Below are 15,339 nucleotides of genomic sequence, written 5' to 3'. Positions count from 1 at the left end.
TTAGAGCTAAAGGTTACAGGAGAAAGTAACTCTTATACAGGAAATAAATTTTGGCTCATGATTTAGCGCTTTTTATAAAATGAATACTTATTCATCCCTATTCAAATAAAATTTTCTTAAAATAATGAATATCTATTCATTGTTAATATCAAAGCCTCAAATTGATATACTTATTAAAAAAGTAAAACTGATACAATGACTATATATAGGATCTTTATCACAGGTACAGTTCAAGGGGTAGGTTTCCGCCCTTTCATCTACCAACTTGCCACTAAGTATAATTTACAGGGCAGGATTCTCAATGCTACTCAAGGTGTAGAGATATTGCTTAATGCTACATCTTCCCAATTGCAAACTTTTCTTGATGACATACATTCTGAACTGCCACCTTTAGCTTCCATTGACAGTATAGAAACTGAAAAAATAGCCCCTAGAGTGTTTTCAGGTTTCAGTATTGTCTCTACAGAGGAAGAGGGTAAAAGAACCGTGCGCATTCCTCCAGATGTAAGCATCTGCAAAGCGTGTGAAGCTGAACTTTTCGACCCAGGCAATCGTCGTTATGGTTACCCTTTTATCACCTGTACCCATTGTGGGGTGCGTTACTCTATTATTTATGATCTGCCTTATGACCGTAAAAATACTTCTATGAAGTTTTTTCAGATGTGTAAAGCCTGTGAAGAGGAATATACAAATCCTCTAGACAGACGTTATCATGCACAACCCATAGGCTGCCACGATTGCGGTCCACAGTTGGAGCTTTTAGACAATGTAGGTCGGGGTGTCCCCACCCCGACAATAATTGATGTTGCTGTGCAACTATTATTGGATGGAAAGATCCTGGCTGTAAAAGGGGTGGGTGGTTATCATTTAGTGTGTGATGCGACCAACGATGAAGCGGTACAGAAGATGAGGGAACGCAAGAAGCGACCTAGTAAACCGTATGCGGTGATGGTGGCTAATATAGAGTTGGCAAGAGAGTTGGCTGTGATGAGCGAACAAGAAGAGGAACTACTCACTTCTAAAGAGAGACCTATAGTTCTGTTAGATTCCAAGGGTAACCACGAGGGTTATCCCTACAGTAAATTTGTAGCACCTAACATGAGTAGAATAGGGTTGTTTTTACCTTATACTCCATTGCATTTGTTATTCCTGAATAAGTTAAACCGTCCGTTGGTTGCTACTTCTGCCAATGTCACGGATGAGCCTATCTGTATCAGCAGAGAGTCATTGGAGAAACTGCAAGGTGTGTATGATTATGTTTTAGATCATAACAGAGAGATAGTCAATGGCTGTGATGATTCTGTAGTGATGGTAGTAAAAGATCAGCAGGTCATTCTCAGACGGTCCAGAGGGTATGCTCCTGCGAGTATCAAACTGCCATTTAAGTTAGAAAAGAATGTTCTGGCTCTTGGTGCAAACCAAAAAAGCACCATTGCTATAGGGTTTGAAGATCAGGTAATACTCTCTCCTCATATTGGTGATCTTGATAGTATCGGTTCTGTAGAGTACTATAAAAAGAACATAGCAACATTAGAACGCATATACGATTTTAAACCACAAGTCATAGTGCACGACAGTCATCCAAACTATGAGTCAACGAAAGTCGCACAACAATTCAAAATTCAAAATTCAAAATTCATCATTAAAGATGTTCAGCATCACTACGCACACATCTTAGGAGTAATGGCAGAAAAGCAGCTGACAGGTAAAGTGTTAGGTGTGGCTTTTGATGGTACAGGGTATGGGGATGACGGTAACCTTTGGGGTGGTGAGTTCCTGGTATGTGATTATGAGGGGTATGAGAGAGTAGCACACTTAAATTACTTCAAACTCCTTGGAGGGGCAAAAGCCATCAAAGAGCCTAAAAGGGTAGCACTGAGTCTGCTCTTTGACCTCTATGGTGAAGAGGCTCTCACGTTACAAAATCCTACCATAAAAGCCTTTTCTCCCTCAGAGCTAAAGACATACTTTATCGCATGGCAAAAAGGCTTGAATGCACCACTAAGCTCTTCGGTGGGTAGACTTTTTGATGCTGTGGCTTCCCTCACGGGAGTATGTCAAGTGATGAGTTTTGAAGGTGAGAGTGGGATGATGCTTGAAGAACTGTATGATGCCAGTGTAAAAGGGTATTACACTTTTGGCTATGAAGAGGGGAAGATAGACGTACTTCCTATAGTAAAAAAGATGCTCTTGGAAGCTGACACTGCTGTAGCCGTATCAAAGTTCTTTCATACTTTGGTGGAGATGATAGAAACTGTACATAAGCAGTATGATCTGCCATTGGTTCTAAGTGGCGGGGTATTTCAAAACAGGGTGCTTTTGGGCTTGGTGCTAGAGAAGATACCGGATGCTATCATCTCTAATGCCATTCCACCTAATGATGGAGGGATCGCTTTGGGGCAGGTTGCAGCGGGAAAAATCATTTGATTTTATAGCTACTTAACTCTTTTCCTTTCGTATCTATGATGTGAACTGCACAAGCCAAACAGGGATCAAAAGAGTGGATCACTTTTAAAACCTCCAGAGGTTTTTTAGTATTTTCTATTTTGATACCGACCAATGCTTCTTCATAAGCACCTTTTTGATTATCTGAATTTTTTGGTGTTGCATTCCACGTTGTGGGAGCGATAACAGAGTAGTTGACTATTTTTTTGTCTTTTATATTTATAAAATGAGTCAAAATCCCTCTTGGTACTTCAAAAAATGATCTTCCTTTAGACTCTTTTTCCAACGTGTCAAAGTCATATTTTGTCCAGGTTCGGGTGTCATAGTATTTGATATTTTGAAGTAGATTACTGGTTAGTTTAAAAATAAACTCTGCAATATACTGAGTTTCTATGGCTCTGGCCGCATTTCTGCCAACGGTAGTAGACAGATCAATAAGTTCTAGATCCACCTCTTTTAAAAACGTATCAACAAAAGGCTTTAAAGTTCTGTTCTGTTTTGAGTAGCTTACCAATACACGTGCAAGAGGACCACACTCCATAGGCTTATCATCGTATCTGGGAGCTTTTATCCAGCTGTATTTGTCAGAATTTTTTTCAGTTTTTAGTGTAGCATCCTTATTGAGGTCAGTATAAAAAGGTTCCTCTTGATTGTCATCACGGTACCAGGCCCTGTCAACTTTTTCACTGATTTTATCATGATGAAATGCATCTATATTTGTAAAATCATGATTGTAGATCACGCCACTTTCAAAAAGTTTACTATCATCAAACTCATATCCGCCTACACTTATAAAGTTGCCATTTGCCCGTCCTGATCCTGCTTTTATCTCATGACGATAAGCAGTAGCCAAAAGCTTCATATCCGGTATGTAAGCCCTGTCTATAAACTCCTTGGACTCTTTGATGATAAAAATATACTCATTCAATCTAGCCGGGTTCAGCATATCTGCTACGCTTGATATTCCACCTACTACTATGCTTTGTGGGTGTGGAGTCTTTCCACCAAAGATAGCTATGGCTTTACTTATGTTGGTTTGAAACTTTAGAGCATCCAGGTAGTGTGAAAATATAATAAGGTTTTGTTCCGGAGTGAGTTTATACTCTTTATGCCCCCAGTATCCATTTGCAAAAGGTCCCAGTTTACCCGAGTCTACAAAAGTTTTTAGTTTCTGTTTTACATTTTCATAATGTGATTTGGAGTTTCTGAATGGATTGTCTGAGTATGTATATGCAGTTTTACTTGTAAGTGCTGTATCTGCCTGTAGGGCTTTTGTAACATCTACAAAGTCCAAAGAATGAAGATGATAAAAGTGTACTACATGGTCTTGAATAAACAGAGCCATAGTCATTAAGTCTCTTATGATCTGAGCATTTTTAGGGATTTGTAAATGATACGCATCCTCAACACAACTCACAGCTGCACGAAAGTGAGAGTTTGTACATACACCGCAGATCCTACCGGCAAGAAGCCCTGCATCTCTAGGGTCTCGGTCTTTAAGGATGATCTCTATTCCGCGAAAAAGTTGTCCGCTTACATAAGCCTCTTGTATGATATTTTCATTATCTACCTCTACTTCCACTCTTAAATGACCCTCTATTCGGGTAACGGGATCAATGACAACTTTTTTCATTTTCTGCCTTTTCATTTTCTACTTTTCTTTCATTTGCATACTTGTCAAAAAAGTTTTTCTCAGTACATGCCATACAGCCATGGCCTGCTTGTACCGGCCAACTTGTTGAGTCATTAAACTTCATAGTAGGGCAGTTTGCAAAGGCATAGGGTCCTTTACATCCCACCTCAAAAAGGCAGTATCCTTTTTTAGCTCCCTCATCTCCCCACTCTTGAACAAACTCTCCAAGTTCATAATGACCCCGTCTTTCACAGTTATCGTGGATGCGCCCCTCATAGGCCCAAAGTGGTCTATTATGTTTGTCCAGTGCCGGAAGTTCTTCAAACATAAGGTAATAAAGAAGTGTTCCTACTATGTTTAGAGGATTTGTCGGACATCCTGGAATGTTTATGACATCATCTCTTTCCAGTGCTTCACTTACGCCTACTGCCCCGGTAGGATTTGGTGCAGCAGCTACTACACCACCATTACATGCACAACTCCCAACTCCCATAATTAATGCTGCATCTTTTGCACATCTTTTTAGTAGTTCAACACCTGTTTCACCATGTGTACCTATACGTAAAAATTTACCATCCAAGCCAAGAGGAACAGCTCCCTCAACTATGAGTATGTATTTGTCTTTTTGATTGTTGATGATATTTTCTAAAATAGTCTCACTCTCATTGGAGCTCGCACTCATTAAAAGCTCATGATAATCCAGTGAGATATAATCAAATATCAAATCTTCTATAGATGGGTTTGTAGATTTTATGAAGGCTTCACTGTTGCCCGAACAGTCACTCAGTTCCAGCCAAAGGATAGGGATCCTGTTTAATGACATAAGAGCAGTACCGACACTATCCTCAAAACTCGGATGAAGTTGCATAGATGCCGTGATCATAGATATCCAGCTATTCAATTCTTTTGTTGCTATATCCATAGACTTCAGTGCATTGTCAAAGTTGTCTTTTGTGAGTTGATTATATGGATGTAACTTGTTAAATTTATCTATTCTTTTTTCTATTTTTTTTAGCTCTTTTTCTATTTGTATCTCTTCAGAAGTTTTTCTAGGTATATTGGGGGATATTAAACTTTTGGATTCCTCTATAATCTTCTCAACCATTTGTTTACATCTACCGCACACTCTGCCGGCATTACTAAAATCTTTCAGTTCAAAAAAATCTCGTATATCATTTTGCGTGATAATTTCAACCAGATCTTTGTGATAAAGATGCTCACAGCCGCATATCAGCCTACCTTTTTCACTAAGGAGTCTGTTTTCATAGAGACTGTTTACATCTACATCTTCATTCTGCTCTATCATATTTTGAATATACCCTACATCAATATTGGAGTTGATGCCAATAGATCTTATGAGTTTATTATCTTTTATGTAGTATTCATCTACTCTTTTCTCTCTATCTGAGCTAATGATTATCTTTTCGAAATCGCAAGCAAAGGTTGGTGATCTTACATCTATCAAGTCAAAGCAGTCAACCTTCAACATATCAATAGAGACCTCTTGTTCAAACTCTTTTTCTTCTAAATTTAAAATTTTGGATATGGCACTGTTTGCTTGAAGTGTACACTCTTTTACATGTCCAGCGATAAAATTCGTCTCTTTTATCTGGGCACACTCTCCAACTGCATATATATGTTTATCTGAGGTTTGCATAAAGGTGTCTGTAAGTATCCCTTTATCATACTCAAGGCTATCTTTTGCAAACTCTATATTTGGTAAGATACCTATGCCAAATATTATAAAAGGGTTTTTAAAGGTAAGCTTTTTACTACGTAATTCAATGATCTTATTATTTTCTATTTTTGTTTCAACGATTTCATCTTCATAAGATATTTTTATTTTGCCGCTTTTGAGGTATGACTCTTCTATGATCTTTAATGATTGTGCAGAGAGTGTTTTATCATAGAGGTATTTATGTCTTACCAAAAGGGTAATGCTATGTATACTTTCTATATGATTCAAGGTCTCTAACAGTTCTAAAGAAATAGGACCTGCACCTACAATAACCACCTCTTTGTCTATACTGTTTTTTGCTATTTTAAATGCTTCATCAGCACTTCTGAAAACGGATACATTATTTATATTTTGAATCTCAAATGGTACTTTTGCAAGGGAACCGGTAGCTATGATAAGTGTATCGTATGAAAACATACTGTTTATAGAGAAAATTTTTTTATTTTTTTTATCAATTTTGATAATTTTTTGTTCCAACTCTACTTTGATGGTAGGATTAAGAGTTAAGCTTATATTTTTTAATGTTTGGGATTTATCGATAAGAGAACAAAGGTGTATCCTGTTATATGGAAGGTATTTCTCATCACTGACTATAAGAACTTCATTATCTGATGAAAGTTTTTTTATACTGTTTGCTAAGTATGCAGATGCAATACCACCACCAATAATTACAATTCTCATCATAGTATCTTACATTGGAATATGTGAAAAATCATGAAATTTTCATTCAATATATAGTTGCTCATCTCTTTATTCCCTTTCTTCCTTTTAACTCAAAAAAGTCATAAATTTTTTCATCTCATATCATTATATCGGAAATCATAGTGATGTGTATCATTAATCTATTACCTGTAATTCTGGTTAAACTCTTTTGTTCTTTAAGTTTTTGAATCAGAGGTTAATGTCTAAATATATTTACTGATAGTACGCATTTTTTCCATTTTTTAAAATTTCCCTTTCCATTTGAACCGAGGCGTTGTTTCTCTCTTCATTTTTTTAAAAAAACGAAGCAAAAAAAGCGTCGTTATTCTCGAATCGCTTCGCTTACAAGGTCGTTCACAACGACAATGCACACTCCGTGTGATTTTATAATAGATTATCTTTTAATGCGTAACATCAGATATATATTCAGAGGATTCTATTTTTTAAAATCTCTCTTTGTTCTTCAAAAGTATAATTAAACCGCCACTCCGCTTCTTTTAAATAAAACACAAACTGTTCATCACTCACGCCTTTGTATTGCAAAATAAATGCCTCAAAAAACGCCCAAAACTTCGTGATGGTATTTTCAACTTTCTTAAGCTTTGCAACTTTGTCGAAGCGTAGGTATTTTAAGAGGAGTTTTTTCTCCTGTACGTCGTCTGGATTGTAGTTGTATTGTTGGATGGCGGGCATCATGAGGTTGTAGACTTTGTTTTTATAAGAGAGGGTAAGGAAGTGTTGGAGTTTATGGATGTGCTCCTCGGCTTTTAGGCTCTTGGGAAGATAGAGGTATTCGTCATACTCCGTTACCTTCCCATTGTGCATTTGGTACTGTTCATCAGCATGTAATGCGATAGTTCTTCTGAAGTTCTCATAGTGTCTTTGTGTAGTTGCAAAGTGCATACCCGTCTCGTTGGAGGCTTCTCTTGCATTCCGCCCTATTATGAAAAGGTCAAGAAGTTTTTTTTCTCTGGCTACTTTTTTAGGGCTAAACTTACGCTTACATTTACTGCATTTGCGTTGTGTGTCTTTTAGAAGGTAAGTGTACAGATGGTCACAATAGATACATTTCATATAAAATTATAACATTTAGTTCCTAAAGTAGAGTAGAAATGATAAAATTAATTATATATTAATATTAAATAGCTAATATGCTGAACAAGTATTCACTATTATATAAAAGGAGCAGGCGTGCATATTCCTGATGGGTATCTCTCACCGCAGACCGTTGTTGTCACTTATCTTGCAGCTTTGCCTTTGTGGGTATATGGCTTTAAGAAGCTCAAAGAGCGGCTCAATGAAGAGACACTGCCACTGATTGGGGTACTGAGTGCATTGAGTTTTATTGTGATGATGTTTAATATCCCTATTCCCGGAGGAACAAGCGGACATGCTGTAGGTGCGGTGCTTATTTCTTTGCTGTTTGGACCATGGGTGGGGTTCATCTCTGTTTCCATTGTACTTCTGATACAGGCACTTGTCTTTGGTGACGGTGGTATTACGAGTTTTGCTGCAAATGCACTCTCCATGGCATTTGTGGGTTCGTTTGTAGGATACTATCTCTTTATACTGCTGAAACGGTACAAGTTTGCTTCTTTTCTTGCAGGCTGGGCAGGAATTGTCTCTTCGTCGGTGCTTTTGTCGTTCATATTGGGCATACAGCCGCTCTTTTGGACTGAAGTAGGAAAACCGCTTTATTTCCCGTTTGATCTGCAAACGACCTTTACGGCATTGGTTGGTGCGCATATGCTCTTTTTCGGTGTGGTCGAGGGAGTCTTTACTCTGCTGGTCTATAACTATATGGCGCGCAGGAGTGCTGAAGGGGGGCAAGATAGCCTGTATGGAGAGTTGAAATGACAATACGCAGAAAAATATTTTCGCTTTTATTCTTTTTTGTACTGCTGGTACCGCTTGGTCTGCTTACCCAATTGCCTGCATGGGGAGAGTGGAGCAATGCCTACTATGAAAAGGTACTGGGCTACATCCCCAAAGGGATAGCGGAGGCAAAAGGGCTCGAAGCACCTATGCCGGACTATGCCGTCTCAGGTATGAACAGTGTGATCGGGTATTATCTTTCCGCACTTATAGGTGCAGCGTTGATTTTTGGGATCTTCTATCTTATTGCCAGGGCAAAAAAACAATGAAAGCACATCTGGTTAGAGTTCTGTTTGTGATCGTGCTCTTTGGACTGCTCCTGCTGAAGCAGACTCCGCAGCTTTGTGTGGGGATTGTATTTCTGTGGGCAGCAGCCTATCGCAATTGGCGGCAATTGAACAACAGTGTGCTCAAGTCTATCTTTCTTTTTAATGCCGGTATCAGTATCGGATATCTGATTGAGGGGCTCTTTAGAGAGATGGATGTACTGCCGTTTTTGCTCTACATCAACCTAAAGGTCTATGCTCTGACCTTCTTTGTGATGTGGTTCTTTTCGAAAGTCGATATGATACGCTTCTTTGCCTTTTCCAAAGAGCTAAGCTATTTGCTGAGCATTTCCCTCTCGCAGATTATCTCCTACAAAAAGAGCTATGAGGATTTCAAATTTGCCTTTCGTGCGCGGGTGATCAGGAAGTTGCGTAATATGCAGAAGAAGTTTATTGTCATGGTATTTGGGTTCTTTTTTGAAAAAGCGCTCCATGATGCAGGTGAACGCACCCTTGCCATGAAAGCGAGGGGTGCTTTTGATTAGGTTGGAAGGGGTCTCTTATAAGTATGAGGAGAGATGTGTGCTTGATCGGATCGACCTGGATATCAAAAAAGGCGAGAAAGTCACCCTGCTGGGCTGCAACGGAAGTGGGAAATCCACGTTGCTGAGGATCATTGCAGGGCTTTACTTCGCTAGTGAGGGAAGCTATCTGTTTGAGGATATGCCAGTAAGCAAAAAAAATGTCGGCAGGGAGTTCAGACAAAAAGTAGGGATTGTCTTTCAGAACCCGGAGAGTATGATCTTCAATCCGACCGTAAAGGATGAGATTGCTTTTTCTTTAAAGGAGTTCGGATTTGATGAGGTTGAAGCACGTGTTGTACAGGTTGCCGAGACTTTCGGTATCGCGCACCTGCTTGGTAAAAATCCGCTCCACCTCAGTGGAGGAGAGAAGCAAAAAGTGATGCTGGCCGCCATTGTAGCATATGAGCCGGAGATACTGCTGCTAGATGAACCGACTGCCGCGATGGATCCTAAGACCAGTGGCTGGTTTATTGACCTGATGATAGATCTTGACAAGACTGTGCTGTTGGCAACGCATGACCTTGCTCTTGCCTATGAAGTTAGTGACAGAGCTGTGGTGCTTGGGCAAACACATCAAAAGTTCTATGACGGAGTGATAGAGGCTCTTTATGGAGATCTGGAACTTTTGCAAAAAGCGAACCTGATCCATAAACACAAGCATAAACACAAACATTTTGTCCATTCTCACTATCATGGACATTTTTAAACTAATACTAAAGGAGAATTATTATGTGTACAGATTGCGGATGCAGCATTAGAGGAACAGAACACGAGCATAGTCACGAGGGGCACAGTTATTCCCATGACCAAGATCACTCTTATGAACATCAAAAAGCACATGAACACCTGCAGCATAACCCGCAGCTCAATGATGCAAAAACGATTTCAGTTATTCAGAAGATCTTAGATAAAAATGATCATGAGGCCGAACATAACCGAAAGCATTTTGATAGCAAAGGGATCTTAGGGATTAACCTGATGAGTTCTCCCGGTAGTGGGAAGACAACACTTTTGGAGTATCTGGCTGATGTTGCAGAGTTTAAGTTTGGTGTAGTGGAAGGTGACCTTGAAACCAACAGAGATGCAGACAGACTTAAAGCCAAAGGTATCCCTGCGATGCAGATACAGACAGGTTCAGCGTGTCATCTTGATGCCTTTATGGTACATAAGGGCTTACACGATATGCCATTGGATGAGTTAGATGTCTGTTTTGTGGAAAATGTAGGTAATCTTGTATGTCCTGCTTCTTATGATGTGGGGACACATTTGAACATTGTATTGGTTTCCATCCCGGAGGGAGAAGACAAGATAGCGAAGTATCCTGTGATGTTCCGTCAGGCTGACCTCATACTCATTACTAAAACTGATCTGCTTCCACATTTCAAGTATGATATTGAAGCAGAGAAAGCAGAAGCAAGACGTATCAAACCGAATGTGGACATACTGGAAGTAAATATCAACGATATAGATTCAGTCAAAGCAGTAGCTGACTGGATAGAGTTTAAACGTAAAATGAGAGGTTAATATGTGTCTATCGATTCCAAGTAAAGTAGTAAAAATTTCTGATGATAAAACCATGTGTACCGTTGATACCATGGGTGTGCAGCGTGATGCCAACCTTATGATGATGCATGATGAAGATGTAAAAATAGGTGACTATGTACTCCTTCACATCGGTTTTGTAATGAATAAGATAGATGAAGAGGAGGCCCTGGCTTCCATAGATACCTATAAAGAGATACTTGAACTGATGGATGAAGAGGAACGAAAAAGGGCTATCTTAGAAGATGATGAATGCCCAAATCGAGGGAGCAGTGAGCAGATAGCAAGTAGCAGTGAGCAGTGAAATGGCGGAACTTGAATTAAAAAATCTTTACGATGACTTTAGAGACGGAGAGACCATCAAAGCCTATGCTAAGATCATCGCTGAGGATGCTGCAAAGTTAGAGAAACCTATAAACATCATGGAGGTATGCGGCGGGCATACCCATACCATCATGAAGTTTGGTCTGCCTCAACTAATGCCTGAAAATATCAACTTCATTCACGGTCCAGGCTGTCCTGTATGTATCATGCCTAAAGAGCGTATAGACCATGCGTATGTGTTGGCTATGCAACCGGATGTGATATTGGTGACTTTGGGTGATATGATAAAGGTACCGGGAAGCAATGGAAGCTTACAGGATGCCAGAAGCAAGGGTGCAGATGTTCGTTTTGTCTACTCTCCTATGGAGTGTATCAAGATTGCCGAGGAGAACCCTGACAGAAAGGTCATCTTCTTTGCCATAGGTTTTGAGACAACGACACCTATGACAGCCGTACTGCTTGATCAAGTCATCAAAAAAGAGATACCAAATATCCTCTTTCACATTAACCATGTGACTGTACCCGAAGTCATGAAAGAACTCATTGATAGTCGTGATATACATGTAGACAGTTATAACAATAAGATAGACGCTTTTCTTGGGCCAAGCCATGTAAGTGTCATAAGCGGCTCGAAAATCTATGAAGAGTTTTCTCGTGACTATAACCGTCCTGTGGTTGTCTCCGGGTTTGAGCCTGTGGATGTGATGCAGGGCATTAGCATGATCGTTAAACAGTTTGTAGAAAACCGCTGTGAACTGGAGATACAGTATAAGCGTGTCGTGACCTATGAGGGTAACCTCAATTCTCAAAGATTGATGGAGACCTATTTTGATAAAGTGAGTCTCTTTAGATGGAGAGGGCTTGGTAATGTACCGGACAGCGGACTCAAGCTTAAAGATGAGTTTGCACAGTATGATGCAGAAGTAGTCTTTGAAGATGTCCTGCCTATTGCCGAGATTGAAGATCATAAACTCTGTATTTGTGGGGACATTCTTAGAGGCATGGCAAAACCGCCTGAGTGTACTATCTTTGGTACGGCTTGTAAGCCTACGACGCCTATCGGGTCTTGTATGGTGAGTTCTGAGGGTGCTTGTGCAGCGTATTATAAATATGGAAATTTAATAAAATAATATTAATAAGGAGTAATAATGAGACTTTTTATTTTTGCTGGTTTATTTTGTTTTTTATTATTGGAAAATGTAACTGCATGTAGTGGAGAATGTGTTGCCTGTCATCCTAGACTTATCAAAAAAAATGGTAAGATGGATAAAGATCATGAAATATTGGATCGTTGTAAAAAGTGTCATATAGATGGTACTAAAATGGAAATCATTGATAAGAATGTATCAGAGATCAATGCTTCTAATATTAGAATAGTTAAAATTGAAGGCAATGTAACAGCAAGTACAAGTCATACTGAATGCGGAGATGACTGTTGGAAATGCCATGATATTAAAAAAGTAAGTTTAATCAATATTGCTGAACATAAAGTTCTTCAGAAATGCATAGCATGCCATGTAAGTATAGATAAAGATTTTTTGAAGAGAGGTTCTCCTTCTTTAGATAATACACTGAATGATATATTAAAAGGAAGTGAATGACAAAAAATATAACGATAGCCCACGGAAACGGTGGAGAAGAGAATAATGAATTAATCAAAAATATCTTCTACAAACACTTTGAAAATGAGATCTTGGCTAAGAGTGAAGATGCTGCTGTCATAGAAGATGGGAAGCTTGCTTTTACGACAGACAGTTTTACGGTAAGTCCTCTTTTTTTCCCAGGTGGTGACATAGGAAAATTGGCAGTATGCGGTACCTGTAACGACCTGGCCATGATGGGTGCAAAACCTAAGTATATGACCTGTTCTGTCATCATCGAAGAGGGTTTCTCTACACGAGAACTTGAGAAGATAGTACGAAGTATGAAAAAAGAGCTTGAGATAAACGGTGCTATTGTCGTGAGTGGTGACACCAAGGTCGTTCCCAAAGGAAGTGTAGATAAACTTTTCATTAATACCACGGGTATCGGTGAGATAGAATACCAAGGCATCTCGGCTAGTAGCCTAGAAGAGGGGATGAGTATCTTGGTAAGCCGTGATGTTGGAGCACATGGAGCGACGATCTTTGCTGCCAGAGAGGGTATCTCGTTAGAGAGTTCACTTCAGACAGACTGTGCTTCTCTTTACCCTCAAGTCAAAGCATTGATGGATGCAGATATCAATATCATTGCCCTGCGTGATGCAACACGTGGTGGTGTGGCTGCTGTGCTGAATGAATGGGCGAAAAGCTCTGATGTCTGCATCGAAGTGGAAGAGGAGAAAGTACCTGTACAGGAAGAGGTCAAAGGCATCTGTGAGATGCTTGGTTTTGAAGCAGTTGATCTTGCCAACGAGGGTACATTTGTTTTGGCTGTAGCCAAAGAGGATGAATCTAAGGCTTTGGAAGTGTTGCAGCAAAAACATGTAAGTTCGGCACTCATTGGAACAGTAACCGAACAACATAAAAGCAAAGTGATACTCAACTCTTCCTGGGGAACGAAACGATTTTTAGACTTGCCTACGGGTGAATTGTTGCCTCGTATCTGTTAAGAGGCTTAGATGAAAATTCTTCTGCTTTGCACCGCATTCAACTCTCAGACCCAAGCAGTCTACACTGCCCTGGAAGACAGAGGTGATGAAGTAGCAGTAGCGTTTGCCATAAGTGAAGAGCAAATGCTTCATGAGATAGAAGCTTTTGAACCCAAGCTTATCTTATGTCCGTTTTTGAAGCGGTATTTGCCTGAAAGTATCTACGAAAATTATCCTACCTACATTTTCCATCCTGGACCCATAGGTGACAGAGGACCCAACGCTTTGGAGTATGCCCTTCAAAGCCATACTAAAGAGTGGGGTGTGGTTATCCTTAAAGCGAATGAACTTTATGATGGTGGGGATATCTATGCTGAGCAGAAGTTTAAAGTACGAGATACCTACAAGGCATCACTTTATCGTCAAGAGATAGTACGAGCTTCATTGCAAGCCTTGGAGCAGTTTTTTGTCAATCTAAGAAAGCATGAGGTAACACCACAACTTTTAAATCCTGTCCACGAGCAATTTACACAAGCCAGGAGAGCGATTGACTGGTCAAAAGATGACACTGAGACGGTGATGAACAAGATATATCTCTCAGATAGTTTCCCTGGAGTACTTGATGAGATATTGGGTGTGCCTTGTTATCTTTTTGGGGTGCATAAAGAAGATAAATTCAGAGGGTTGCCCAAAGAGATACTTGCCAAACGAGATGGGGCTATCTGTCTGGGAACCATAGATGGTGCAGTATGGATAACCCATCTCAAAGAGGTAGGGAAGTTTAAACTCCCCGCAACTTATGTGCTCAAAGAGAAACTGCAAGGCATCAAAGAGGAGCGTTTACCTCTGATATTTGATAAGAGTTATGATACCTTTTATGAAGTCAGTGTAGAGAAACGGGACAATGTAGCGTACCTCTGTTTTAATTTTCATAATGGAGCCATGAGTGCAGCTCAGTGCATCAGGCTCAAATATGCAGTGGATTATCTGAAAAATGAGTGTGATGTGTTGGTACTGGTTGGAGGAATGGATTTCTTCTCTAACGGTATCCACCTGAACATTCTTGAAGACAGTGCAAAGCAGGGTGAAGATGGTTGGGCAAATATCAATGCGATGAATGACCTGGTACGCTCCATACTTTATGCAGATGAAGTTGTGACTGTCGCTTCTTTTGCGAGAAATGCAGGCGCAGGTGGGGTTTTCATGGGACTTGCCTGTGACTATGTGGTAGGCAAAGAGGGAGTGGTACTGAACCCTCACTATAAAACACTGGGGTTAAGCGGCAGTGAATACCATACCTACACGCTGCCTAAACGTGTAGGGGAAGAGATGGCCGAGAGCTTACTGAATGAGTGTTTGCCGTTATCTGTAGAGAAGGCAAAAGCCTTGGGAATGATAGATGAAGTCTATGCGCATGAGCATTATTATGAAGCGTTACACAGCTTTGCCAAAAATGCTTATGATGATGACTTTATCTGGGAAAAGCAGGAGTATCTTGAAGAGCATAGAGAGCAGATAGAGGCTCTAAAGGAAAAAGAGTTGGAGATAATGCACCCGGAGTTTTGGGAGACTGATAGCAGCTTCCATAGGCTTAGACAAGAATTTGTCTATAAAGTATGTCCCAGAGAGACACCTGAACGATTAAAATTTAAAAATTGAGG

Annotated in this window: 14 protein-coding genes; 11 read left to right on the top strand and 3 right to left on the bottom strand. The window is 39.9% G+C overall.

What is annotated here, in order from left to right; all coding sequences use genetic code 11:
• The first annotated feature begins 195 nt into the window (after nucleotides 1-195).
• Entirely contained in the window at nucleotides 196-2,427 is a 2,232-nt protein-coding gene (hypF, locus tag ACZ48W_RS01595; RefSeq protein ID WP_464829177.1) for a carbamoyltransferase HypF, read from the top strand.
• On the opposite strand, the gene ACZ48W_RS01590 is transcribed toward hypF, so the two are convergent.
• The 3 genes from ACZ48W_RS01590 to ACZ48W_RS01580 form a co-directional block, all read right to left on the bottom strand.
• Nucleotides 2,420-4,078, bottom strand: a complete 1,659-nt coding sequence (locus tag ACZ48W_RS01590) for a nickel-dependent hydrogenase large subunit (RefSeq protein ID WP_464829175.1) — start codon at nucleotides 4,076-4,078, stop codon at nucleotides 2,420-2,422. The genes hypF and ACZ48W_RS01590 overlap by 8 nt on opposite strands.
• Nucleotides 4,059-6,500: a hydrogenase small subunit gene (locus tag ACZ48W_RS01585; RefSeq protein WP_464829173.1), complete on the bottom strand. Its 2,442-nt coding sequence runs from the start codon at nucleotides 6,498-6,500 to the stop codon at nucleotides 4,059-4,061. Before ACZ48W_RS01585 ends, ACZ48W_RS01590 begins: the two co-directional genes overlap by 20 nt.
• 444 nt (nucleotides 6,501-6,944) lie before the next feature.
• Complete coding sequence (locus ACZ48W_RS01580; protein ID WP_464829171.1) at nucleotides 6,945-7,592, bottom strand: transposase; 648 nt, start codon at nucleotides 7,590-7,592, stop codon at nucleotides 6,945-6,947.
• Between the two features lie 117 nt (nucleotides 7,593-7,709).
• Here ACZ48W_RS01580 and cbiM point away from each other — a divergent pair, with 117 nt between their 5' ends.
• The 10 genes from cbiM to ACZ48W_RS01530 are packed head-to-tail and all read left to right on the top strand — an operon-like array spanning nucleotide 7,710 to nucleotide 15,337.
• Nucleotides 7,710-8,375, top strand: a complete 666-nt coding sequence (gene cbiM, locus ACZ48W_RS01575; protein ID WP_464829169.1) for a cobalt transporter CbiM — start codon at nucleotides 7,710-7,712, stop codon at nucleotides 8,373-8,375.
• Nucleotides 8,372-8,662, top strand: a complete 291-nt coding sequence (locus ACZ48W_RS01570) for a PDGLE domain-containing protein (RefSeq protein ID WP_464829167.1) — start codon at nucleotides 8,372-8,374, stop codon at nucleotides 8,660-8,662. The genes cbiM and ACZ48W_RS01570 overlap by 4 nt, the downstream gene beginning before the upstream one ends.
• A complete protein-coding gene (locus tag ACZ48W_RS01565) occupies nucleotides 8,659-9,204 on the top strand; it encodes a hypothetical protein (RefSeq protein ID WP_464829165.1) in 546 nt (181 codons plus the stop codon). The genes ACZ48W_RS01570 and ACZ48W_RS01565 overlap by 4 nt, the downstream gene beginning before the upstream one ends.
• Nucleotides 9,191-9,949 carry an energy-coupling factor ABC transporter ATP-binding protein gene (locus ACZ48W_RS01560; protein ID WP_464829163.1) on the top strand — a complete coding sequence of 253 codons (759 nt, stop codon included), beginning with the start codon at nucleotides 9,191-9,193 and terminating at the stop codon, nucleotides 9,947-9,949. The genes ACZ48W_RS01565 and ACZ48W_RS01560 overlap by 14 nt, the downstream gene beginning before the upstream one ends.
• A gap of 23 nt (nucleotides 9,950-9,972) precedes the next feature.
• Nucleotides 9,973-10,767 (top strand): hydrogenase nickel incorporation protein HypB, encoded by a 795-nt coding sequence (gene hypB / locus ACZ48W_RS01555; RefSeq protein WP_464829161.1) that lies wholly within the window; start codon nucleotides 9,973-9,975, stop codon nucleotides 10,765-10,767.
• A gap of 1 nt (nucleotide 10,768) precedes the next feature.
• Nucleotides 10,769-11,089, top strand: a complete 321-nt coding sequence (locus ACZ48W_RS01550) for a HypC/HybG/HupF family hydrogenase formation chaperone (RefSeq protein ID WP_464829158.1) — start codon at nucleotides 10,769-10,771, stop codon at nucleotides 11,087-11,089.
• Between the two features lies 1 nt (nucleotide 11,090).
• Nucleotides 11,091-12,239: a hydrogenase formation protein HypD gene (gene hypD, locus ACZ48W_RS01545; protein WP_464830451.1), complete on the top strand. Its 1,149-nt coding sequence runs from the start codon at nucleotides 11,091-11,093 to the stop codon at nucleotides 12,237-12,239.
• A gap of 18 nt (nucleotides 12,240-12,257) precedes the next feature.
• Nucleotides 12,258-12,710, top strand: a complete 453-nt coding sequence (locus ACZ48W_RS01540; RefSeq protein WP_464829156.1) for a hypothetical protein — start codon at nucleotides 12,258-12,260, stop codon at nucleotides 12,708-12,710.
• The gene (hypE, locus tag ACZ48W_RS01535) at nucleotides 12,707-13,699 is read left to right on the top strand and encodes a hydrogenase expression/formation protein HypE (RefSeq protein WP_464829154.1); all 993 of its coding nucleotides are present in this window, start codon (nucleotides 12,707-12,709) and stop codon (nucleotides 13,697-13,699) included. Before ACZ48W_RS01540 ends, hypE begins: the two co-directional genes overlap by 4 nt.
• Before the next feature lie 9 nt (nucleotides 13,700-13,708).
• Complete coding sequence (locus tag ACZ48W_RS01530) at nucleotides 13,709-15,337, top strand: hydrogenase maturation protein (protein WP_464829152.1); 1,629 nt, start codon at nucleotides 13,709-13,711, stop codon at nucleotides 15,335-15,337.
• The last annotated feature ends 2 nt before the right edge of the window (nucleotides 15,338-15,339 follow it).

The sequence above is a fragment of the Sulfurovum aggregans genome, from assembly GCF_055385215.1.
The sequence above is the reverse complement of the archived record's forward strand: the minus strand, read 5'-3'. Positions and strand labels throughout refer to the sequence as shown.